Origin of the sequence: Mucilaginibacter sp. (assembly GCF_036568825.1) — a bacterium.
GTDB lineage: Bacteria > Bacteroidota > Bacteroidia > Sphingobacteriales > Sphingobacteriaceae > Mucilaginibacter.
This window is the reverse complement of the sequence record NZ_DATCRU010000003.1, coordinates 12,981-35,181: the sequence shown is the minus strand read 5'-3', so window position 1 is coordinate 35,181 and position 22,201 is coordinate 12,981. Positions and strand designations below refer to the sequence as shown.

22 protein-coding genes are annotated in these 22,201 nt (G+C 42.4%); 9 read left to right on the top strand and 13 right to left on the bottom strand.

Annotated features, from left to right (window positions below; translation table 11 throughout):
• Positions 1–23: 23 nt before the first annotated feature.
• From VIM89_RS00565 to VIM89_RS00540, 6 genes are all read right to left on the bottom strand, one after another.
• Positions 24–2,465 (bottom strand): ABC transporter permease, encoded by a 2,442-nt coding sequence (locus VIM89_RS00565; protein ID WP_488154164.1) that lies wholly within the window; start codon positions 2,463–2,465, stop codon positions 24–26.
• Positions 2,466–2,544: 79 nt separating this feature from the next.
• Positions 2,545–3,564, bottom strand: a complete 1,020-nt coding sequence (locus VIM89_RS00560) for an asparaginase (protein WP_488154163.1) — start codon at positions 3,562–3,564, stop codon at positions 2,545–2,547.
• Positions 3,565–3,601: 37 nt separating this feature from the next.
• A complete protein-coding gene (locus VIM89_RS00555) occupies positions 3,602–4,369 on the bottom strand; it encodes a TatD family hydrolase (protein ID WP_488154162.1) in 768 nt (255 codons plus the stop codon).
• Between the two features lie 41 nt (positions 4,370–4,410).
• A complete protein-coding gene (locus VIM89_RS00550) occupies positions 4,411–5,382 on the bottom strand; it encodes an FKBP-type peptidyl-prolyl cis-trans isomerase (RefSeq protein ID WP_488154161.1) in 972 nt (323 codons plus the stop codon).
• A gap of 51 nt (positions 5,383–5,433) precedes the next feature.
• On the bottom strand, positions 5,434–6,435 hold the full coding sequence (locus tag VIM89_RS00545; RefSeq protein WP_488154160.1) for an FKBP-type peptidyl-prolyl cis-trans isomerase: 1,002 nt from the start codon (positions 6,433–6,435) through the stop codon (positions 5,434–5,436).
• Positions 6,436–7,446 (bottom strand): DHH family phosphoesterase, encoded by a 1,011-nt coding sequence (locus VIM89_RS00540; RefSeq protein WP_488154159.1) that lies wholly within the window; start codon positions 7,444–7,446, stop codon positions 6,436–6,438. It lies immediately after the preceding gene.
• A gap of 123 nt (positions 7,447–7,569) precedes the next feature.
• On the opposite strand from VIM89_RS00540, the gene VIM89_RS00535 reads away from it, so the two are divergent.
• Positions 7,570–7,989, top strand: coding sequence for a nucleoside-diphosphate kinase (locus VIM89_RS00535; protein WP_488154158.1), 420 nt, complete (start codon positions 7,570–7,572; stop codon positions 7,987–7,989).
• Between the two features lie 173 nt (positions 7,990–8,162).
• Positions 8,163–8,366, top strand: coding sequence for a hypothetical protein (locus VIM89_RS00530; protein WP_302900025.1), 204 nt, complete (start codon positions 8,163–8,165; stop codon positions 8,364–8,366).
• Here VIM89_RS00530 and VIM89_RS00525 read toward each other — a convergent pair.
• Positions 8,353–8,643 carry a DciA family protein gene (locus tag VIM89_RS00525; RefSeq protein ID WP_488154157.1) on the bottom strand — a complete coding sequence of 97 codons (291 nt, stop codon included), beginning with the start codon at positions 8,641–8,643 and terminating at the stop codon, positions 8,353–8,355. The genes VIM89_RS00530 and VIM89_RS00525 overlap by 14 nt on opposite strands.
• Positions 8,630–9,736, bottom strand: a complete 1,107-nt coding sequence (recF, locus tag VIM89_RS00520) for a DNA replication/repair protein RecF (protein ID WP_488154190.1) — start codon at positions 9,734–9,736, stop codon at positions 8,630–8,632. The genes VIM89_RS00525 and recF overlap by 14 nt, the downstream gene beginning before the upstream one ends.
• Positions 9,737–9,936: 200 nt before the next feature.
• Between recF and VIM89_RS00515 the strand changes: the two genes are divergently transcribed.
• The 6 genes from VIM89_RS00515 (at position 9,937) to VIM89_RS00490 (ending at position 14,261) form a co-directional block, all read left to right on the top strand.
• A complete protein-coding gene (locus VIM89_RS00515) occupies positions 9,937–10,617 on the top strand; it encodes a tetratricopeptide repeat protein (RefSeq protein ID WP_488154156.1) in 681 nt (226 codons plus the stop codon).
• 113 nt (positions 10,618–10,730) lie between these two features.
• The gene (ribH, locus tag VIM89_RS00510; RefSeq protein WP_488154155.1) at positions 10,731–11,225 is read left to right on the top strand and encodes a 6,7-dimethyl-8-ribityllumazine synthase; all 495 of its coding nucleotides are present in this window, start codon (positions 10,731–10,733) and stop codon (positions 11,223–11,225) included.
• 221 nt (positions 11,226–11,446) lie between these two features.
• Positions 11,447–11,776 (top strand): bacillithiol system redox-active protein YtxJ, encoded by a 330-nt coding sequence (gene ytxJ, locus VIM89_RS00505; protein WP_488154154.1) that lies wholly within the window; start codon positions 11,447–11,449, stop codon positions 11,774–11,776.
• Positions 11,777–11,970: 194 nt separating this feature from the next.
• Entirely contained in the window at positions 11,971–12,849 is an 879-nt protein-coding gene (gene lipA, locus VIM89_RS00500) for a lipoyl synthase (RefSeq protein WP_488154153.1), read from the top strand.
• Between the two features lie 26 nt (positions 12,850–12,875).
• Positions 12,876–13,427, top strand: a complete 552-nt coding sequence (locus VIM89_RS00495; RefSeq protein WP_488154152.1) for an RNA polymerase sigma factor — start codon at positions 12,876–12,878, stop codon at positions 13,425–13,427.
• A 3-nt stretch (positions 13,428–13,430) separates the two neighbouring features.
• Positions 13,431–14,261 (top strand): anti-sigma factor, encoded by an 831-nt coding sequence (locus tag VIM89_RS00490; protein WP_488154151.1) that lies wholly within the window; start codon positions 13,431–13,433, stop codon positions 14,259–14,261.
• A gap of 222 nt (positions 14,262–14,483) precedes the next feature.
• On the opposite strand, the gene VIM89_RS00485 is transcribed toward VIM89_RS00490, so the two are convergent.
• From VIM89_RS00485 to VIM89_RS00465, 5 genes are all read right to left on the bottom strand, one after another.
• Positions 14,484–15,989 (bottom strand): NAD(P)H-hydrate dehydratase, encoded by a 1,506-nt coding sequence (locus tag VIM89_RS00485; RefSeq protein ID WP_488154150.1) that lies wholly within the window; start codon positions 15,987–15,989, stop codon positions 14,484–14,486.
• Positions 15,990–16,036: 47 nt separating this feature from the next.
• Positions 16,037–16,291 (bottom strand): Txe/YoeB family addiction module toxin, encoded by a 255-nt coding sequence (locus tag VIM89_RS00480; protein ID WP_488154149.1) that lies wholly within the window; start codon positions 16,289–16,291, stop codon positions 16,037–16,039.
• The gene (locus VIM89_RS00475) at positions 16,288–16,542 is read right to left on the bottom strand and encodes a type II toxin-antitoxin system Phd/YefM family antitoxin (RefSeq protein WP_488154148.1); all 255 of its coding nucleotides are present in this window, start codon (positions 16,540–16,542) and stop codon (positions 16,288–16,290) included. Before VIM89_RS00475 ends, VIM89_RS00480 begins: the two co-directional genes overlap by 4 nt.
• A 60-nt stretch (positions 16,543–16,602) precedes the next feature.
• A complete protein-coding gene (gene uvrA, locus VIM89_RS00470) occupies positions 16,603–19,449 on the bottom strand; it encodes an excinuclease ABC subunit UvrA (RefSeq protein ID WP_488154147.1) in 2,847 nt (948 codons plus the stop codon).
• A 205-nt stretch (positions 19,450–19,654) separates the two neighbouring features.
• Entirely contained in the window at positions 19,655–20,455 is an 801-nt protein-coding gene (locus tag VIM89_RS00465; protein WP_488154146.1) for a lytic transglycosylase domain-containing protein, read from the bottom strand.
• 237 nt (positions 20,456–20,692) lie between these two features.
• On the opposite strand from VIM89_RS00465, the gene VIM89_RS00460 reads away from it, so the two are divergent.
• Positions 20,693–22,156: a pseudouridine synthase gene (locus VIM89_RS00460; RefSeq protein WP_488154145.1), complete on the top strand. Its 1,464-nt coding sequence runs from the start codon at positions 20,693–20,695 to the stop codon at positions 22,154–22,156.
• Positions 22,157–22,201: the final 45 nt, after the last annotated feature.

The window sequence follows — 22,201 nt, the reverse complement described above, 5'->3', positions numbered from 1 at the left end:
GTATACCTGTCGCTTTGTTTTATCTATTCGTTTCTCAAGCTTTCAACGGGGTTAATAGTCGCTGCTTTAATGGTTTTGAAAGAAATGGTGAAGAAAGCAACGATCAACCCAGACAATAAAGAAATTGCAAATACCCACCAACTGATGGTAACCTTATACGGGAAATCGCTTAGCCAGCTGCGCATAAAATACCAGCCTAATGGCAGGGCGATCAGATTAGCAACAAGAACTAGCCTGAAATATTGTTTATAAAACAACACCACGATATTGCTTACGCTTGCTCCAAGAACTTTGCGTATGCCTATTTCGCGGGCCTTGCGGGTAAGGCTATAGGTAATTAGTCCCAAAAGACCTAAGCAAGAAATAAAGATTGCCATTGTTGCAAATATGCCGGTCATTTTCTGTGTGCTTTGGTCGCGCGAATAATCGCTTTGGAAAATAGCATCGAGGAATCCATAAGAGAATGGCGTATCCGGATTCAGCTTCTTCCATTGGTCGGAAACAAACTGTACGGCAGATGCAGCCTGATGGCCATTTACTTTGGCAACTATGGATGTGCACCTTAAAGGATTGCAAGCCATGATACCGCATGGTCCGATTGAGGCATGCAGCGAGAAATAATGATAATTTTTCACTACGCCGACTATCTTATAATTGTATACAATGCCATTGTGTAAGTGCGAAACATATTTGCCCGGCGCGGTATAGGGGTCTAAGCCTAATAGCTTTGTAGCTTCTTCGTTTAATATAATTTCCTTGCCAAAATCATGCAGTTCCATGTCCTCCTGCATGTTGGTATTGGTAAATGTTTCGGGATTAATATTGCTGCCTGAAATCAGTTGCAGGCCCAGAGTTTTCAGATAATTCTCATCTGCAAAATCCATAAAAACGATTTGCTTATCGCTGATCGTTTTGGTAGCTGAATACAGATTCATATCGCCTGATATAAGCGGTGCAGTGGCGCGGGTAATGGTTTTAAAGTTTGCATTGCCGCTCATTTGCTTCATCAGGATATCACTGTTTTTCTGCGATTGATAGCTGTTAAGATTGATCACCAATTGCTGGTCCTGATCAAAGCCCGTTTTGGCGTTGATCATAAAATGCAGTTGTTTCCAGATCACAATGGTAGAAAATATCAGGCAGGTTGAAATAATGAATTGCGTAACAATCAAGACCTTTCGGATATTAAACATACCCGGAGAGTCGGTAATCTTACCTTTTAATACCTTAACCGGATTGAAACCTGAAAGATAAAATGCGGGATACAAACCTGATGCAAGTCCGGTTATTACAGATATCAACACCATCCATAAAATAAGACTGCTGTTCTCTTTTGCAAAGAAGGATAACGATTGCCCCGTAAGACTATTAAATTCAGGTAAAAACAGGAATGCTAAAGCAACCGATATCAATAATGAACAGATACTGATGATGCTTGATTCTGTTAAAAACTGGTATCGGATAGCAGACTTAGCTGCACCCAGAACGCGGCGCACCCCAGCCTCGCGAGCACGACTCATTGCCTGGGCTGTAGTCAGGTTCATGTAATTGATGCTGGCCAGCAATAAAATCAGAAAGGCAACTGAGGCCAGCAAGAAGATATATTTAATATTGCCCTGTTTATAGGCAAGGTAATCCATGAAATTTGAGGAGTTAAGATGGATATCTTTTAGAGCCTGCAAGGAGTTGGTGATATGGTCGCTGTGCTCCTTCATTTCAGCACCACCATGACGCTGCAGATAATCATTCAACTCTTTTATAACATGCTGAACGTTGCTGTTAGGTTTCAGCTTTACATAGGTATAGAAATTGTCGTTAACCACCCAACTGTTATTATTAGCGATGTGCTCCCGGGCACCATCACTGTCGTTTGATGCAAAAAAATCAGCCTGGATATGGTTTAGAAAGTCTTCCTTAAAGACCCCTGACACTGTATATATGACAGGCCCGACTTTTACGGCTTTACCAATTGGGTAGGTATTGCCATAAAGCTTTTTTGCGAGTGTTTGTGATAAAACAACCGTGTTGGGTGCTTTGAAAGCAGAACTCCTGTCACCATATAAAAAGTGGAATGATAGTACATTGAAAAACTCCGGGTCGACCCAATAACCGGAATCTTCTGCATAAGGAGTGGAAACACCAGTGTTTTGTGCCTGTACTATGACCGTACCGTTGGTAGCATCCAGGCGGCCCACTTCCTCTACTTCTGGGATTTCAGCCTTCAGATGCTTAGCGTAGGGCATACCCACGGTAGGGGCCTTACTGCCATCACTAAAGGTAGATGTTACCCTGTAAATGTTCTCCGCATTATCGAATCCTTTGTCAAAGCTTGTCTCGTGCTGATAATAAAGAAATACCAATGCACAACAAGCCAGGCCAACGGCAAGTCCGGATACATTGATCAGCGTAGTAGTTTTATGCTTCCAAAGGTTGCGCAGCGCAAGTTTGATATAGGTTTTGAACATAAGCGAAGGTTTACATTCAAAAATAGAAGCTTTGAATTAAATAAGCATTACAGTACTACTTATTTAACAAAGTTTAACGCTACGATATCGTAAGCTCACCGCGCAAATCCGTCTCCAGCAATTCCTTGATAACAGCAGGTTCTTTGTATTGACCAAGTAGGTACATCATTTTGGTAATGGCCGCTTCGTAGGTCATGTCGTAACCGTTGGCAACGCCCATGTCTTTTAACTCTTTACTAGTCTCATATCGACCTAATTCTACTGTGCCTACTTTACATTGAGAGATGTCCAATATCACCTTGCCGCTGTTGATGGCATTTTTAAGCAGATCAATAAACCATTGGTCGGTAGTGGTATTACCTGCACCGAAGGTTTCCATTACAATGCCGCGAACATCAGCGGATAAGATGTTTTCTACCACCTTCGGACTTATGCCCGGATACAGTTTCAACACTGCTACATCATTGGCCAAATCGCTGTGAACTATAAAGTGATCGTCTACCGGTTGCCTTATATCGTTCAAACTAAATTTGAGGTGCACGCCAGACTCGGCGAGAATAGGGTAGTTCGGCGAACGGAATGCCTCGAATTTGGATGAGTTATACTTAAATGCCCGGTTGCCCCTGAATAATTTATAATCAAAGTAGATACATACTTCAGGTACGCGCGCACGGTCGTGTTTTTTTGCTTTGGCGATCTCGATGGCGGTCATCAGGTTTTCCTTGGCGTCGGTACGGATAGCGCTGATAGGCAATTGGGAGCCTGTGAAAATAACCGGTTTCGCGAGGTTCTCGAGCATAAAGCTCAGTGCCGATGCCGTAAAGGCCATAGTATCCGAGCCATGCAGTATCACAAAACCATCTACGCTATCATAGTGGTCCCTAACCAGATGGGCCAGCTGGCACCAAATCTCAGGGTTCATGTTGGAAGAATCGATGATGTGCTCAAAAGAATGAACCAGTATCTTGCAGTTTAACTTCTCTAGTTCAGGAACATTCTCCATGATCTGTTCGAAGTTAATCGGCTTAAGCGCTTTGGTTTTGGGGTCGGTCATCATACCGATTGTCCCTCCGGTATAGATGATCAGTATCTGGTTCATGAATCGGGGAATCTAATAAAATGTAAATATAAAATGTTCACACGCCAAACACAATTTTTGAGTTGGCGGTGGTTATGGCAGCAACTTCTTCAACGCTCACCCGGTGCAGATCGGCAACCTTTTCAGCAACATATTTCAGATAAGAGCTCTCATTGCGCTTGCCGCGATGCGGAACGGGCGTAAGATAGGGAGAATCTGTTTCCAAAACGATATGTTTTAAGTCAATTTCCTGTACTACCTTGTCTAAACCGGAGTTTTTGTAGGTAAGTACACCACCTATGCCAAGATAAAAGCCAAGATCAACCAGTTTATTTGCCTGTTCAAGGTTGCCGGTAAAGCAATGTAGAATGCCACGTAAGTCGTTATCTTTCTCATCTTCTAAAACAGCAAGCACTTCATCAAAGGAGTCACGGCAATGGATAACGATAGGTAATTTTAGTTCCTTTGCCCAATTGATTTGTATTTTAAAAGCTTCGACTTGGTTATCCAGCGTGGTTTTGTCCCAATAGAGGTCGATGCCTATTTCACCGATAGCGTATATCTCATATTTGGGAATAGCATTAAAAATGGTTTCCAGCTCCTGTTGCCAGTTATCTTTTACATCACATGGGTGCAAGCCAAGCATCGGGAAGCAGTATTCAGGGAATGCGGCTACCTGGCTCATCACTAAATCGATAGATGCTGAATCAACATTCGGTAAAAACAAACGACCGATACCGTTATCCAGACAGCGTTGCATCAATTCCTGTCTTTTCGCCGGATCAGTCTCGTAATATTGATGGGTATGTGTGTCGGTCAATATCATGCTGCAAAAATAAAAAGCCCCGGCGAACCGGGGCCTAAATATTAGCTTTTCTTTTTTGCGACGGTGTGTTTCGTCGTCGTAGCCTTTTTAGGAGCAGGCTTTGGTGCCGCGTGCTTTATCGGCTTAACCTTTACCAATTCCACATCGAATACTAATGTGCTATATGGTGTTATATCCTCTCCGGCACCTTCAGCGCCATAACCCAGGTCAGACGGAATGATCAGTTTTGCTTTTGATCCTTCATTTAATAATAACAGGCCTTCGTTCCAGCCCTTTATGATCGGGGTAGTACCTAATATCACTTGCAAAGGCTCATAATTGCGACCAGGCTGGTTCAGTCCAGCCTTTTGTGCTTCAGCCTGTATGCTTGAATCGAATACCTTGTCATTGGTTGTACGACCGATATAATTAACCAGCACCGTATCGCCCAATTGTGGTTTTGGCTTCAAGGAAGGCTGGGTGACTACATATTTCAACCCTGACGGCGTGGTTTTAACGATCAGCTTGTGACCTGCAATATACTTATCACGTTCAGCAGCCTCTGATGCCTTTACTTTTTCGGCCTCGGCATTTTTCTCGTCCATAGCTTCCTGTAGCGATTGTATCTTTTCGATCTTTACATTAAATACCAGCCAGCTGCCTTTTTTCAGGAAAGGAGGGCGTTGATCTTCATGGTCTTTAAAAACAGAATCGGTAGGTACTTTTATATAAGCGCTATCTTTTGCAGCCAATAAAGGCAGTGCGTCCATCAGGTCGCCTACGTTCTGGCTAGCTTGTATTTGTATTTTCAACGGATGCCCAAGCATGTAGCTGCTGAAAAGAACGGAGTCCTTTTCGGTTTTTTGCACCACATCAAAAGTGATTACATCGTTCAGTTTGATCTTATCACCAGGGTTGCTGGTTACTACTTTTACAAGCGCCCCCTTTGGGGTTTTCACTGAATTATCCTGGGCGTTTGCACAAATTCCGGCAGTTAAGGATAATAAAGTTAACAAAGCAAATTTCTTCATCATAGTATTAAAATAAAAGCCCTCCGTTTTACGCAGAGGGCTAGGTATTAGTTGTTATTTCTTAGCCGGCGCTTGCTGTTGTTTTGCCTGCTGCTGCAATTGCTGCAGGGTTAACGGCGCTGGCGGCGTTGGTTTCTTAGCATTTGGATCAGGGTGAACGATGTTAACCACTTCAACGTCAAATACCAATGGTGTAAACGGTTGAATGATCTGGTTGCCTTGTTCGCCATAAGCTAATTTAGAAGGGATAACGAAAGTAGCTTTCTCGCCTTTGTTCATCAACTGAAGGCCTTCATCCCAGCCAGGTATAACGGCTTTAACACCAACCACAACCGGGATAGGTTTGTACTGCATCATTGGGTTGAAGGTTTTTTCTTTCTGGGCAACATCCTTCACGTTGGTTTCAAATAACTTGCCGGTAACAAATTTACCTACATAGTTTACATATACAGTATCGCCTGTAGCAGGTTTGTCGCCAGCACCTTGTTTTGTAATGGTATAGAATAAACCTGATGCAGTAGTTGTGCCAGTCAGTTTATTAGCATCAAGATATTTTTTGATTTTTTCAGGTTCGGCTTTTTTCAAAACTTCAGCCTGGCCTTTCAGGTATGCAGTGATAGCGCTGTTGAATGCAGTATCGGCCATTTTACCTTTCGGGATCACCTTGTCGATCTTTACTTCATAAACGATGTACTTGCCTTTTAAAGGAGGGCGGCGCATACCTTTTTTCATGATCGAATCGATGTTGGTTTTGATAGTCGCGCTATCGCCTTCACCCAATAATTTAACACCGGCAAAAATATCACCCGGGGTTTGCGCTTTTTGCAAAAGGGTAAGGATAGGGCGTCCCTGCTCGTAAGTGCTCATCAAAACGGAGTCACCATCGGTTTTGGCGATAAGCTGAAGGCTAACAAAGTCGCCTTCTTTTACTCTTGGCGCACCTTTGTCAACGTGTATATCATATAGCATACCGCCGTTGCCCTTTTTAAATCCGCCGTTACAGCTTGCTAATCCAATCGCTGCAAGAGCTAAAAACATTAAGTTTTTCTTCATCATTTATTGTATTAATAGTTTTTTATATTCAGGTAAAATTTGTTTGAATTGATTGACCACCTCTTCCAGGCTATCGGTTGATGTGCCGCCCGCCGCATTGCGGTGACCGCCACCATTAAAATATTTTTTACAGATCTCGTTCGCAGGAAACTCACCCCTCGACCTTAACGAAAGCTTTACTTTATCCGGACGTTCCACTATAAAAGCAGCTAAGCGGATCCCTGTAATTGACAATGCGTAATTCACAATTCCCTCTGTATCACCGGTAATTACATCATACTCTTCTAATTCCTGTCTATTAACGGAGATAAACGCAGTATTGTATTCGTATATTACTTCCAGTTTATTTTTAAGGCAATGTCCCAGGAATCTTAAGCGCATTTCAGACGAGTTGCTGTAAACCAATTCGTGAATATGCCAGTTTACTGCGCCCGCTTCAATCAGGTCTGCAGCAATGCGGTGTACAGCAGGCGTAGTGTTAGGCAAGCGGAACGACGCAGAGTCGGTCATGATGCCGGTATAAAGACAGGTAGCCACATCTTTATTCACCAGCGCTTTGTTCTGTAATTGATTTACGATGAAATCATAAACCAGCTGCGCGCTTGCACAGGCATTAATATCCCAATGACGGTAATCATCAAAATCCTCAGGCTCCAGGTGATGGTCGATCATCACTTTAACAGCGCTGCTGGCGCGAACCAGTTCGCCTAATTCATTTATCCGGCTCAGGGTATTAAAGTCGAGGCAGAATATGATCTCGGCCTCTGCAACAAGAGCTGCTGATTCTTCCAGGTGCTCCGTAAAGATGATGACATTCTCATTGCCTGGCATCCAGGCCAGAAAATCGGGATAATCTGTAGGAGTGATTACTTGTGTATGATGCCCCTGCTGTATCAGATAATTATATAAGCCGAGCGATGAACCCATTGCATCACCATCAGGTTTATGATGGGTGGTGATCACAATTTTACGCGGTTGGCTAAGTAGATTTTTAAGTGCAGCTAAATCCAGCATCAATTTTCAAAATAGCTGCAAAGCTAAAGAAATAAATTAAATACGAAGTATCTAATTATAAAGCGAAAAGGGTTTATTTTATAAAGTTTAAAACGCTACTTTTGCGGCAATTTAATAAATACGATGGAAACTAATAAAACATTCACTATGATTAAGCCCGACGCGGTGGCTAACGGCCATATCGGTGCTATTTTAGATCATATTATAAAAGGTGGCTTTAAGATCACCGCTATGAAATACCTGTGGCTTACTCCTGAGAAAGCCGGCGAATTTTACGCAGTGCATAAAGCACGTCCTTTCTACAACGACCTGGTAACTTTCATGTCTTCAGGACCGATCGTTGCTGCTATTCTTGAAAAAGATAATGCCGTTGAAGATTTCCGCAAGCTGATCGGCGCAACCGACCCAGCTAAAGCAGAGCCGGGAACTATCCGTAACCTGTTTGCAAAATCTATCGATGCAAATGCTGTTCACGGTTCAGACTCTGACGAGAACGCCCAAATTGAAGGTAGCTTCTATTTCTCAGCTTTCGAGAAATTCTAAATTATTTCATCCCGGATGTGTGTATCACTAACCATATCCGGGATATATTTCCCTTTTTTACTTGCTTTTTTGCTCTTGAAGTAATAGTTTTACGGAGTTGGAAATGTTGCAGTTATGATCGTGTAAAATTAAATGGCACGATTATTGGCACAATAGCAGCAAAAACATACACCATGAAACTGTTAATTAAATGTTTAGTGTACGCCCTGGTGATAACAGCAATCATTGTTGTTAACTCCCTGTTTTTCCTTCATCACCCGCCTGAAGTGCAGCTTGTATTCATTACTCCCGGAGTTATGATATTAGGTTACTCGATCATCAGCGACGATTTCAGGAAAAAAGCATTGGCCAGATCAAGATGGTCTAGAGGAAGATAATATCTTCAACCAATACACTCTTAGTCTCGTTATTGATCTTCTCTATTATTTGCGAACGCATTAGTATCAGCTCATTTTTAATGACCGACGATTCGATGCGCAGAAATAATTTCTTATCGTGGATATAGATCTCCTTGGTACGATTAGCTACCGACTTGCCCACCAGTTGCGGCCACGAAGCTTTGATGCCCGTTTCGTCATACTTCCGCTTGATCTTGTACACCTGCAGCATCTGCTCAATGGCTTCTTTCAGGCTCTTGTCGTTAGTTCTGCCCATCAATCTCGCCTCCTGTTACATTAAATAGTTTAAGGTCGATATTTAGTCTATCGAATATACCTTCCACTTTGGCGGCGCTGGTATCAGTAATGAATACCTGTCCGAAGTCGTGATTCGATACCATCTGCATCAGTTTGGTTACCCGGTTGTCATCCAGCTTATCAAATATATCATCCAATAACAGCAAAGGCTTAAACCCCTTTTGCTGATACAGGTAAGAATACTGCGCCAGCTTCAATGCTATCAAAAACGACTTCTGCTGTCCTTGCGAACCAAATTTTTTCATCGGCATTCCATGAATAGCAAACTGCAGTTCGTCTTTATGAATGCCGGTTGTGGTCCGCTCTAATATACGATCCTTTTCGGTGCTTTTTTTCAGCAGATCAGCAAAATCTCCCTGTAATAATTGCGACTCGTAAACCAGTTCAACCTGCTCGGCATCACCGCTCAAAAACTGGTAATGCTTATTAAATACAGGTGTTATAGCCTCCATAAAAGCTTTACGCTTTTCAAATATCAGGTTGCCTGAAGTGATCAATTGTTCGTCAAATACATTCAGCAATTCAGGATCATATCTTCCGGTTTCAGCAATGCGTTTTAACAATGCATTCCTGTTGATCAATACCTTATTATAGGTGATGAGCTCGTCCAGGTATTTATTATCGGTTTGAGAAATGACGTTATCGATAAATTTCCGGCGTTCCTCGCTGCCTTCTATAATAATACTGATATCATATGGCGAGATCATCACCAGTGGAAACAAACCAATATGATCCGCCAGGCGTTGATAGTCCTTCTTATTCCGCTTGAATTGCTTTTTCTGGTTGCGCTTCAGTCCGCATGCAATAGTTTCTTTGTGACCGTCCTTATTGAACATGCCATTGATCACAAACATATCCGTGCCGGTTTTTATTTGCTGGCTGTCAATCGGGTTAAAATAGCTTTTGCAAAGCGACAGGTAATGTATCGCATCCAGCAAATTAGTTTTGCCGGCACCGTTATTACCAGTAAAAGCATTGACACCCTCGCTGAAATTCAGCTCAGCCTCGCTGTAATTCTTAAAGTTGATAACGGATAATTGCTGCAGATACATAAGGGTTGTCAAAGGTAGTGTTTTTGTTGTGCGGTTAAGTGGTTAAATAGTTGATTGGTTAAGCAGTTCGTATTTATTCAACGCAATCAACCATTTAACATAATCAACCACTCACTCAATCAACTAATTAAATATTTCCATCAACCTATTGCTTACAAAATTGAAAACTGTATTTTTGCAAACTTAATTTTAGAATAGAAATGTCAAAAACCCAGGCGAATAATACCCAGGTCATTGCGAAAGATAACGATTTTGGACAGACCGGTAAATTTGTACGCGAGAACCAAAAAAGCTTAATTTTTATTGCAGGAGCCATTGTTGCAATGGTGATCATTTATTTTGCATACCAGAAAATGTACCTCGCGCCACGTGAGGAAAAAGCTGCCAGCCAGATGTATGTTGCACAGGATGCATTTGCTAAAAAAGACTGGGATAAAGCTTTAAAAGGCGATGCAGGTTATCCGGGTTTTGAAAAGATTATCAGCGATTACAGCAATACTAAAGCTGCAAACCTGGCTTATTTCTATGCAGGTATCGCTTATCTTAATAAAGGCGATTACAAAAAAGCAATCGACGACCTGACCAACTATCGCGGCAGCGATGCTATGGCTTCAGCAGAGGCTTTGGGCGGAACAGGCGATGCTTATGTCCAATTGAAAGATTACGACAAAGCGTCTACTTTCTTTAAGAAAGCAGCTGACAAAGCAGGCAACAAATTCCTGTCGCCCTTCTACTTGAAGAAGCTAGGATTGGTATATGAAGAGCAGAAAGATTACAAGTCTGCCGACGAAACTTATAAGAAAATAAAATCAGATTATCCTGAAAGCAACGAAGCACAAAGCATGGATGCATACATAGCACGTGTGGAAGCTAAGATGTAATTCGGGAATTATATTCCACAATTTAACTGAATCCTAAAGGCCTATATAGTAATATGATATAAACCTTTAGGATTTTTTATTTATACTCAAAAATCTGCTTAAACGTTAAAAAAATGGCTACTCAGCTAAAAAACTTGTCCGATTTTTCGTCTACAGAAATACCATCAGCTATAAATTATCGCTTTGGTATAGTTGTTGCCGAATGGAACATGGAGATAACCAATGCGTTATACGAAGGGGCCTATCAAAGCCTGATCAATAATGGCGCATTACCGGATAATATCTTCAGTTATTCAGTTCCGGGTAGTTTTGAACTGACATCGGGTGCGGATATCTTATTAAAGAATCTTCACGTAGATGCGGTGATCTGCCTGGGATGTGTGATACAAGGCGAAACAAGGCATTTCGATTTTATTTGCGATGCCGTAGCTAACGGGATAAGTAACGTAGCTATAAAATATTCAAAGCCGGTTATTTTTGGTGTATTGACCACTGATAACCAGCAACAGGCCATCGACAGAGCAGGCGGCAAGCACGGAAACAAAGGAGACGAAGCGGCTGTAACTGCGATTAAAATGGCTAATTTGGCTGAAACTTTAAATTCGTAAAATTCGTTTAACAGACATATTAAGACCATGAAAAAATTAATTTACTTTATCATCATCGTAGTTCTTGCAGGCAGCATCGCATCATGCTCAAACAAATTATGCCCGGCTTACGCTTCATACCCTAAACATAGCCGATAACATCAAAAAGTCATTTTTCTCCCTGGTTAAAACTAATTGGGTTACGAACCGTATTTTTGTCGGTTAGTATATTTTAACTTTTTATGAATTGGATATCGTTGGAGTCAGCAGAACAGCTGAACGGAATTAAACATCACCAGGGTTATAGCCTTATTTATAAACATAGCACACGCTGCGCCGTCAGCCTGATGGCAAAAAGGCGCATCGAAAAAGATGGCGATCATTTGCCCGAAACCCTGCCGGTTTATTTCCTCGACCTTATTAAACACCGCGATATATCCAACCAGATAGCACATGATTTCCACGTGCACCACGAATCACCCCAGTTATTATTGATAAAAGACGGCGAGTGCATCCTCGACCAGTCTCATAGTGGCATCTCTATAGAAGAAGCACTATCAGAGGTCAATTGATTTTCATTTGCACATCTGCACATCCACGCATCTGCACATTAATCAATCTCTATCGAAGAAGCACTCGAAGAAGTTAATTGATTTTCATTTGCACATCTGCACATCCACGCATCTGCACATCAATAAATCAATCCACTGTAATATTCCAAATGCCCGTTTAGGGTGTTAGGTTGATTTTGCTTACTTTTGTTTTTATGATTGAATTGCCGGTAGTCCCTGCTAACCAAACGCAACGTAAGCCAGATTGGCTGAGGGTGAAGCTTCCCGTTGGAAAAGAGTATGCGCATGTACGTAATTTGGTGGATACCCATAAACTGCACACCATTTGCGAAAGCGGCAATTGTCCGAACATGGGTGAATGCTGGGGAGCAGGTACAGCGACTTTCATGATCCTGGGTAATATTTGTACCCGCTCATGCTCATTTTGTGCCGTTGCTACTGGTAGACCATTAGCAGTCGATTTAGACGAACCAAACCGAGTGGCCAACTCAGTAAAGCTAATGCAGGTAAAGCATTGCGTGATCACTTCTGTTGACCGCGATGATTTAAAAGATGGAGGTTCTATCATTTGGGCTGAAACCATCAACGCTATCCGCCGCGAAAGCCCTGAAACTACACTGGAAACTTTATTACCTGACTTTAAAGGCATTTGGGAAAATTTGGAACGTGTGTTAGCCGTCCGCCCCGAAGTTGTATCTCATAACCTGGAAACTGTTCGCCGACTGACTAAAGAAGTTCGCATACAGGCTAAATATGACCGCAGTCTGGAATGTTTAAAACATATCTCAAAAGCTGGCTTGCGTACCAAATCGGGCATTATGCTTGGTTTGGGTGAAACAGAAGAAGACGTGATTGAAGCAATGCAGGACCTGTTTGATGCAGGTGTGCATATTCTTACGCTTGGCCAATACCTACAGCCAACCCGCAGTCACCACCCGGTAATTGACTGGATACATCCCGATCAATTTGCCCGTTACAAAGAAATTGGCCTGGAAATGGGTTTCAAATATGTGGAAAGTGGTCCGCTGGTACGCTCGTCATACCATGCCGAAAAACACCTGTTTGAAATCTAAATATTACTTTCTATCTTCACTCAGCCTTGAGTAAGAAGCGAAAAATATCCCTTTCTGAAGAAGAACTTGTACTTGCTTTGCAGCGGCGGGAAAAGATTGCTGCAGAGGCTTTGTACGATATGTATTCTTCATCGCTTTTTGGTGTGATCGTGCGGATCGTTAATGACGAGGCCCTTGCTGAAGATATTTTACAGGATACTTTTGTAAAGATATGGAATTCATTCTCCAGCTACAGTACTGAAAAAGGCCGCCTGTTTACCTGGATGGTGAATATTGCACGTAACCTGGCTATCGATAAAATACGCTCCAAAGACTTTAAGAATCAGACTAAAAACCAGGAGCTTGAAAATAACGTAACTTTCATTGACGAACAGAGAAATACGGTTTATAAGCCAGAACTCCTTGGCGTTAGGGATTTAGTGGAGCAGTTGAAGCCAGAACAGAAATCCATACTCGACCTCGTTTACTTTAAGGGATACACCCATGTGGAGGCTGCCGATGAACTTGGCGTGCCTTTGGGTACCATTAAAACAAGACTGAGGATGGCGATAACACAATTGAGGAAATATTTTAATTAGAAATTGGAAGATATTAAGGCATATATCGAATCAGGAATACTCGAACTCTATGTTTTGGGTGATGTGACGCCGGAAGAGCGGGCCCAGGTGGAAGCCATGGCCCAAAAGCATCCGGCAATCAAAGCCGAACTGGATGAGATCGGGCGTTCAATGGAATTGTATGCCGAAGAAAATGCTGTTGAACCTTCTGAAAACCTGCGCAACAGGGTATTGAATAGTCTTGTTGTTAATTTAGGCGATGACCGTACTTTCAGTTCAACAAGAACAGCAGCGAATGAGGAAGATAATGTTGTTATTCCAATTTCCCGCGCGCGTTCAAATACCTTCTTTAAATATGCTTTCGCGGCTTGCCTGGCCTTATTGCTAGTGAGCATAGTGGCTTTGATAAGCGTTTACAATAAGTTGCAGGAATCAAATAACCTGGTAGCGTCCCTACAATCTCAAAATCAGCGGTTTGCCAACCAGGCCAGCCTGATGGATAATGAGCTAAGCATATTCCATGATCCTTCTTTCAAAATGCTCAAATTGCAGGGTACACCAAAATCGCCTTCATCAAAATTAATGGTGGCATGGAGCCCTGCAAAGAAAAAGGTAATGATCGATATGACCAATGCCGATATGCCTGTTAATGACAAGGACCATCAATACCAACTGTGGGCAATGGTAAGTGGTAAACCGGTCGATTTGGGTGTATTTGATGCCGATACCACATCTAAAGGCATGAAGGAAATGAAATCTATTGCTTCTGCTGATGCCTTTGCTGTAACCCTCGAACGCCGCGGCGGCAGCCTGACGCCAACAATGGATCAAATGATGGTAATCGGCAAATTCTGATATTTTCTCTTCGTAACAAACCTGTCTTATTCTAACGAATTGGTAGGTTAAATGCCATAGAAATGTTAATTATTGTTAAAAAACAAAAATTCGCTATACGATGTTGTAACAAAACGCGTATTAGGTTTGTCTTTTAGATAAACAAATAGAGTATTCGTTCTTTATAAGATCAGTTAATATATTAATTAAAAACGCGACCGGGCAATACTACGGTCGCTTTTTTTATGCCATTAATTTTGCAATGGTAATGGGTAACTGAGTAATCAAACGCCCCGGTAGCACCACATGCATGCGATTAGGCAAAGCCAATTCGTCCCCCGCTTTACCATGAATATAATTGCCGATAATACAAGCATCTTCAGGAGAATATTTTTGAGCTAACAATGCCGCAATGACACCGGTTAGCACATCGCCCATGCCGCCGCTGGCCATAGCTGCATTGCTGGTGGAATTAAAAAAGAGCTTTCCCTGCGGAGTAATGGTCATCGTGTAATCATTTTTCAGAACGATATAAATGCCGTGTTCCTGAGCCATATCGATGCCGGTTTGCAAACGCTGCCACCAACCGGTATGTTCGCCAAATAAACGATCGAATTCTTTCACATGCGGGGTTATAATACTTCCTTTCGGAACATATCGCCATAAGCCAAAATGAACTGAAAGCAGGTTAAGCGCGTCAGCATCCATTACAATAGGCTTTTGATACGTTTGCAGAAGTTTGACCAATAAAGCCAATGTATCCTTGTCCTTACCAATTCCTGGTCCGATAGCAACCGTACTGAACTTTTCCCACTCCATTTCCGGCTCCTCATCTTTGTTTCTGACGATGGCCATTATTTCGGGATGATAGCTGTTGAGCGCAACCAATCCACTTTGCGGAATGCAGGCTGTAGTCAATCCCGAGCCGGCATAAGCACAAGCAGATGCACACAACAATGCCGCGCCCATAGTTTCAGCTGCCCCTGCAATGATCAATGAATGCCCGTAAGTGCCTTTATTGCTAAACCGATGGCGTGGTTTTAATCTTTTACGTATATCTTTTTCCTCCACCAACTGATATGGTGAATCCAATGACCGTATAAATTCCTCGTTAAGGCCAATGTTAACAGCTTCCCAGCAATGGACATATGGTCCTGATTCAGGTAATAAGAAGTTGATCTTAGGCTGTTGAAAGGTGATGGCCAGATCAGCTTTTAAAACAGATGCTTCAGAATCGGTTACGCCTTCACTGAAAAATCCAGTAGGTATATCTACCGCCACAACGGTTTTATGAAGATTGTTGAGGTAGTTAACCAATCGTTTATAATCGCCTTCAAGAGGTTTATTAAGGCCTGTTCCTAATAGTGCATCTATAATAATGCTGCTGTTTTCTTCAGGCAGATCTTCGCCAGGTTTAATTTCAAAAATGCCAATACCTGACGGAAATAGCCTATCCAAATTGGTATTAAAATCATCCGATAAGCGGGAAGAGAAGAAGGCTATTTTAACATCGATTTTCTGATAACCGTGATCCTTTAACATTCGTGCAATAGCTAAACCATCGCCGCCATTATTGCCCGTCCCGCAATACACAGAGATACTTTGAAATTTATCCGGAAAATGGTTAACAAACCAGCCCACAAAAGCTTTGGACGCCCGCTCCATCAGGTCGATAGAAGCGATAGGTTCGTGTTCAATAGTATAGGCATCCGCCTCGCGGATCTGTGAGGAAACAAGTAAAGGAAGCATAATGACTAAAGGTAATGTTTATGCTTTTTGTTTTGCAGGAATATTAATCAATAATGATATCTGCATTGCAAAATGATGATAGCCTTATCTTCGACTTTATATACCAATCGGTGCTCAAGATTCATTCTTCTCGACCACCAGCCTGCAAGGTTATGTTTCAATGGTTCAGGTTTACCATTACCCTCAAAAGGGGCGCGTTCAATTTCTTTTATTAATGAGTTGATCTTTTTGAGCATGGATTTATCGGTACCTTGCCAGTATAGATAATCTTCCCAACCGGAACTTAGAAAAATGATCTTCATTCTTCAATCAGATTTCTTTCTGTTCCTAGTCCTTTTTTATACTCCTCGATACCATTTAATAACCGTAAAGCATTAGCAGGACTTTTTAGCAGATAGAAGGTTTCTTCCATACTTTCATAATCTGATTTTGAAAGTACGACAACATCTTCACCATTGGCAGTGGTAACATATAGTGGCGAGTGACTGTTACGTACCTTATCCAGGTAAGACTTTAATTGTTGTCTGAAAGCGGAATATGTGGTAATCTGCATAATGATGACTCTTTATGTAAAGATAAGAAATATAAAATAATTGTACATGATTTTGTACAATTATTTTATTCCCATCTCCTTCTTCAAAAACTGTCCCGTAAAGCTTTCTTTAACTTTGCACAATCCTTCCGGTGTGCCGCTGAATAAAATCTTACCACCGCCAGAGCCACCTTCCGGACCGAGATCAATTACATGATCTACCACCTTGATCACATCGAGATTATGCTCGATCACCAATACGGTATTGCCTTTATCTACTAATTGATTCAATACGCCAAGCAGCACATTGATATCTTCGAAATGTAAACCTGTTGTTGGTTCATCCAGGATATAAAAGGTATTACCGGTATCTTTTTTAGAAAGTTCGGTAGCCAGTTTAACACGCTGTGCTTCGCCGCCGGATAGAGTTGTTGATGCCTGTCCGAGGGTAATATATCCCAGGCCAACATCAAACAGTGTTTTTATTTTGCGGTAGATGGATGGGATATGCTCAAAGAACTCGCAAGCAGTTTCGATACTCATATCCAATACATCACTGATGGATTTTCCGCGATAGCGTACTTCCAAAGTTTCTCGGTTGTATCTTCTGCCACCGCACTCTTCACAAGGCACCTGTACGTCCGGCAAAAAATTCATTTCGATCACTTTCATGCCTGCGCCCTGGCAGGTTTCGCAACGACCGCCTTTTACATTAAATGAAAAGCGCCCAGGCTTGTAGCCCCTGATCTTCGATTCCGGTAACTGTACATACAGATTACGGATATCAGAAAATACACCAGTGTAAGTAGCAGGATTGGAACGCGGTGTACGTCCTATTGGTGTCTGGTCGATCTCAATTACTTTATCTATATTCTCCAAACCCTCAATTGCTTCATAAGGCAAAGGCTGTTTCTTCGCCCTGAAAAAATGATGATTCAAGATAGGATATAGGGTCTCAGTGATCAAACTTGATTTACCACTGCCCGATACTCCCGTAATGCCAATCAACTTACCCAAAGGAAAATCAACCGACACTTTTTTCAGATTATGCCCGGTCGCTTTTTTGAGCGATAATATTTTACCATTACCCTCGCGTCTCTTTTTCGGTATTTCGATTTGTTTTTCGCCATTCAGGTAGGAGGTAGTTAAGGTATGTTCAGCCATCAACTGCTGAGGCGTGCCCTGTGCTACAATCTCTCCACCATGCACGCCTGCTGCCGGCCCCATATCGATTACATGGTCAGCTTCAAGGATCATATCTTTGTCGTGTTCCACGACCAGTACCGTATTACCCAAGTCGCGAAGGTTTTTCAGTGCGCTGATCAATCGTTCATTATCACGTTGATGTAAACCAATACTCGGCTCATCCAAAATGTACATCACATTCATCAATTGCGAACCAATTTGCGTTGCCAACCTGATACGCTGAGCTTCGCCACCGGAAAGTGTTCTTGCGGTACGGTCGAGTGTTAAATAACTTAAACCTACATCCAATAAGAAAACTATACGTGCGCGTATCTCTTTCAATATTTCTTTAGCGATTGTATTCTGACGCTCGTTTAGCCGGTCTTCCAGATTGGTAAACCATTCATCCAGCGTGCGGATATCCATGCATGCCAGCTCGAAAATATTTTTATGGTTGATCTTAAAGTGCAGTGATTCCTTTTTCAATCGGGCTCCCTCGCAAACAGGGCAAGTCTTCAGAACGCGGTAATTCTCCATGTCGTCCAGATCATCCTCGCCGCGGCGTTCCTGCTGCTCTTCCAGCATGCGCACAATACCGTCGAAACTGATTTGGTAGTTTTGCACATTCCATTTATTGTACTCTACGGCCACAGTGATCATCTCAGGCGAACCGTTCAAAATTATATCCAAAGTTTCTTTCGGAAGTTTTTCTATGGGTGTAGACAGATTAAATTCATATTTCTTGGCCAATGCTTTCAGCACCTGAAATATCCATGTTTCGCGGTATTCGCCTAATGGGGCTAACCCACCATTCATAATGCTCAGCTTAGGATTAGGGATAACCGATTTTTCATCTACCTCAAAAATGTAACCCAAACCGTCGCATTTTTCGCAGGCGCCATAAGGTGAGTTGAATGAGAATGTATTTGGCTGAGGCTCATCATAAGATATCCCCGAAACCGGGTCCATCAGGTATTTGCTGTAGTAAAATACATTGTTATCCTTGTCGGCAATGCGAATAATGCCCTTGGCAATCTTTAAGGCCGATTGAATGGAAGTATGAAGCCGTTTATGATCTTTATCACTGATCACCAGGCGATCAACCACAATATCGATATCGTGAATTTTGTAACGGTCAACCTGCATTTTGGGCTCAACATCGGCAATAGCACCGTCGATCCAAACCTTCAGATATCCTTGTTTGCGTATCTGCTCAAATAATTCCCGATAATGCCCTTTACGACCTTTAACAACAGGAGCAAGAATATTTACCGGTTGTCCATCGAATTTCTCAGTTATCGTCTTCAATATCTGGTCTTCCGACATGCGCTCCATCTTCTCGCCTGTTACATAAGAATAGGCTTCACCTGCGCGGGCATATAGCAGACGCATAAAATCATATATCTCCGTAATGGTACCAACAGTAGACCGTGGGTTTTTGCTGGTCGTTTTTTGCTCAATGGCAATTACAGGGCTTAACCCCGATACCTTATCCACATCCGGACGCTCCATGCCACCCATAAACTGGCGCGAGTAGGCCGAAAACGTTTCCATATAACGGCGCTGCCCCTCGGCATAAATGGTATCAAATGCCAGTGATGATTTGCCGCTGCCACTCAGCCCGGTGACTACCACCAGCTGGTTGCGCGGAAAGGAAACATCGATATTCTTTAAATTATGTACCCGGGCGCCGTACACCTCCACTTCACTTTGCTCGCCCAGATCGACAGGTTTTGTAATCATATATAAATTAATTGACCAAAAAGCTGGTCTGCTAAGTTAATGATTTTACTAAATTAATTAGTATTTGTGACAGAATAAGGAGTAAAATTCAATAATGACATTGCTGTGTCAGCGGGTCATTTTTTGATGGTGCAAAGGTACATAAAAAAAGCCGGTTTGCTCCAAGCAAAACCGGCCCTTATAGTGCTCCGTAAATGATTACGATTTAGTTGTCAAATGCCATTAAATCTGTAGGTTCCAGGTTAGCGATCAATGATTGTTTATTGATCTTGTAACCGTATAGATCGGGTTGTTCTATCACCTGTTTCATGGCAATGATCCGGTACATATAGGCACCCGTTTCAGGGTTAAAATGCATCCGGAAATAGTTTGCTCTGGCCTCTCTTTGTTCCCTGAGCGCTTTGCTCATTTTTATCTCGCCGACATTGTAGGCAGCTGCTGCCAGTGTCCAGCTGTGAAATTGAGCATACAACTCCGTGATGTATTTGCAGGCCGCGATGGTTGATTTTCGCACACTGTACCGCTCATCTTTTCCGTCGCCAACCTTCAGGCCATAAGTGCGGGCCGTGCCGGGCATAAATTGCCACCAGCCTGCTGCACCTGCTTTAGAAACGCCTGATTTTAGGCCCGCCTCAACCAACGGAAGGTATTTAAAGTCTTCGGGAATGCCGTATGATTGAAGGATCGGGACAATAACAGGGAATATTTTTGCCGCTTCTTCCTGCAGAACATACGATTGTACTGTGGTGTAGCTGGTTTTTACTAATGTGTGTTTCATTTTCCGGTTAACACGGATATCGTTAACGGGAACATATTCATCAGCAAAACTAAAATCGCTGCTGCGATAGTTTTTAGGGTAAATAAATCTGTATTCAGTGTTACGTTTAACCACCTTTTTGGTGTCTTTGTTCACCTTTTTGGTGTCGGTTTTACCGTAAACAGTTAGCACGGAAATGACAACAGAAACCCATATTACGGAGCACGTAATTAAGCCTTTTTTAATCATTTCTTTTTTTGGTTAATAAATAATCTATTCAAGTGAATGTTGTGCAAAAGTAAGGCCAATAGGCCAGATTATCAAATACTTGGATTTCCACACATGTGTGAAAATCGTGTAAATAACCCCTAAAAAGCGTCTTTAAATGATTTAAACCAACTTTTTGAACCGTTCAAAAAAATTGCAAAATCAGGCCGAAAAACGTACCTTTGACCCTCTTATAGAGCTAGCGTAAAGCAAAAAACTATGGTATTTAAAAGACCAGGGAACAGTCGCGACGACAGATCCAACGGATCACCAAACAGGCGCAAAACCGGGGACAGCAGACCCCAAAAATCGGGGTCTTCCCGCCTCAGCAAATCATCAAATTCCGGTTTCGACAGAACAGGAGACAAACCTGCGAGAAATAACCACGGAAGTGAAACACGTGATCCGCAAAAAAGTTTTTCTTCACCAAAAAGAAAGCCTTATTCGGGCAGACCGGAATCCGGTGATGCCCCGGTACGCCGCTCATCAGGTGGTAGTTCATTTTCGCGCGGAAGTTCAGAAGGCAGACCGAAAAGAAGTTTTGGTGGAGATGAACAGACCGGCGAAAGAAAAAGCTACTCTTCAAGAGGAAAAACTCCTTACTCAGATAAGCCTACATCAGAGGGGAGACCCAAAAGAAGTTTTGGGGGTGACGAGCAGACCGGCGAAAAAAGAAGCTATTCTTCAAGAGGAAAAACTCCTTACGCAGGTAAACCAACGTCAGAAGGCAAACCAAAAAGAAGTTTTGGAAGTGAGTCTGGCGAAAGAAAATCTTTTGCTAGACCAAGTTTCAAAAGCGGAGAAAGGTCTTCGGATAGAAAATTCAGCAGCCGTTCGTCAGAAGATGCGGGATATAAGCCATTTCGTAAATCGGTTAACTCATCTTATAATAATAAACCATCATTCAAGACAGAACGCAGTCCGGAAGATAAGCCATTACGTGCGAGAAAGAAATCAGCAGAAGAAGCAGGTTTGATTCGCCTGAACCGTTATATATCTAATGCAGGCATTTGTTCGCGTCGTAAAGCGGATGAACTGATCAGTGCAGGGGTTATATCTGTTAATGGTGAAGTAGTATCGGAACTGGGCTATAAAATCGACCCAAATAAAGATTCCGTACGCTATAACGGTGAATTGCTGAAACGCGAGAAGATGGTGTATGTACTTTTGAATAAACCGAAAGATTATATCACCACTACCGACGATCCGCAGGAACGTCGCACCGTAATGCAGTTGGTTGAAAAAGCAAGCAGAGAGCGTATCTATCCGGTAGGCCGCCTCGATCGCAATACTACAGGTTTGTTGTTGATGACCAATGATGGCGACCTGGCTGATAAACTATCGCACCCAAAAAACAATATAGTAAAGCTATATCACGCTGAACTGAGCAAAAGTTTGACCCAGGGTGATCTGAACAAGATATCTTTTGGTTTGGAACTGGAGGATGGGTTAATTAAACCAGATGCCATCTCCTATGTTCAGGGTGGTACCAAGCGTGAAGTAGGTATACAGATACACAGCGGTAAAAACCGTATTGTACGCCGTATATTCGAGCATTTGGGTTATGAGGTAGTAAAACTTGACAGGGCAGTATATGCCAACCTGACCAAGAAAGATCTGCCACGTGGTCGCTGGCGTTATTTGGATGAGAAAGAAATTATTCAATTAAAGCACCTTATATAAGGAGGTTAAAGCTGAAAGGATAAAGGTGAAAGGTTTTGTAAATCT

What these genes read in the sequence shown, in the direction of transcription:
- VIM89_RS00565 (WP_488154164.1), bottom strand. Translation starts at nt 2,465, where the DNA reads ATGTTCAAAACCTATATCAAACTTGCGCTGCGCAACCTTTGGAAGCAT.
- VIM89_RS00560 (WP_488154163.1), bottom strand. Translation starts at nt 3,564, where the DNA reads ATGAACCAGATACTGATCATCTATACCGGAGGGACAATCGGTATGATG.
- VIM89_RS00555 (WP_488154162.1), bottom strand. Translation starts at nt 4,369, where the DNA reads ATGATATTGACCGACACACATACCCATCAATATTACGAGACTGATCCG.
- VIM89_RS00550 (WP_488154161.1), bottom strand. Translation starts at nt 5,382, where the DNA reads ATGATGAAGAAATTTGCTTTGTTAACTTTATTATCCTTAACTGCCGGA.
- VIM89_RS00545 (WP_488154160.1), bottom strand. Translation starts at nt 6,435, where the DNA reads ATGATGAAGAAAAACTTAATGTTTTTAGCTCTTGCAGCGATTGGATTA.
- VIM89_RS00540 (WP_488154159.1), bottom strand. Translation starts at nt 7,446, where the DNA reads ATGCTGGATTTAGCTGCACTTAAAAATCTACTTAGCCAACCGCGTAAA.
- VIM89_RS00535 (WP_488154158.1), top strand. Translation starts at nt 7,570, where the DNA reads ATGGAAACTAATAAAACATTCACTATGATTAAGCCCGACGCGGTGGCT.
- VIM89_RS00530 (WP_302900025.1), top strand. Translation starts at nt 8,163, where the DNA reads ATGAAACTGTTAATTAAATGTTTAGTGTACGCCCTGGTGATAACAGCA.
- VIM89_RS00525 (WP_488154157.1), bottom strand. Translation starts at nt 8,643, where the DNA reads ATGGGCAGAACTAACGACAAGAGCCTGAAAGAAGCCATTGAGCAGATG.
- recF (WP_488154190.1), bottom strand. Translation starts at nt 9,736, where the DNA reads ATGTATCTGCAGCAATTATCCGTTATCAACTTTAAGAATTACAGCGAG.
- VIM89_RS00515 (WP_488154156.1), top strand. Translation starts at nt 9,937, where the DNA reads ATGTCAAAAACCCAGGCGAATAATACCCAGGTCATTGCGAAAGATAAC.
- ribH (WP_488154155.1), top strand. Translation starts at nt 10,731, where the DNA reads ATGGCTACTCAGCTAAAAAACTTGTCCGATTTTTCGTCTACAGAAATA.
- ytxJ (WP_488154154.1), top strand. Translation starts at nt 11,447, where the DNA reads ATGAATTGGATATCGTTGGAGTCAGCAGAACAGCTGAACGGAATTAAA.
- lipA (WP_488154153.1), top strand. Translation starts at nt 11,971, where the DNA reads ATGATTGAATTGCCGGTAGTCCCTGCTAACCAAACGCAACGTAAGCCA.
- VIM89_RS00485 (WP_488154150.1), bottom strand. Translation starts at nt 15,989, where the DNA reads ATGCTTCCTTTACTTGTTTCCTCACAGATCCGCGAGGCGGATGCCTAT.
- VIM89_RS00480 (WP_488154149.1), bottom strand. Translation starts at nt 16,291, where the DNA reads ATGAAGATCATTTTTCTAAGTTCCGGTTGGGAAGATTATCTATACTGG.
- VIM89_RS00475 (WP_488154148.1), bottom strand. Translation starts at nt 16,542, where the DNA reads ATGCAGATTACCACATATTCCGCTTTCAGACAACAATTAAAGTCTTAC.
- uvrA (WP_488154147.1), bottom strand. Translation starts at nt 19,449, where the DNA reads ATGATTACAAAACCTGTCGATCTGGGCGAGCAAAGTGAAGTGGAGGTG.
- VIM89_RS00465 (WP_488154146.1), bottom strand. Translation starts at nt 20,455, where the DNA reads ATGATTAAAAAAGGCTTAATTACGTGCTCCGTAATATGGGTTTCTGTT.
- VIM89_RS00460 (WP_488154145.1), top strand. Translation starts at nt 20,693, where the DNA reads ATGGTATTTAAAAGACCAGGGAACAGTCGCGACGACAGATCCAACGGA.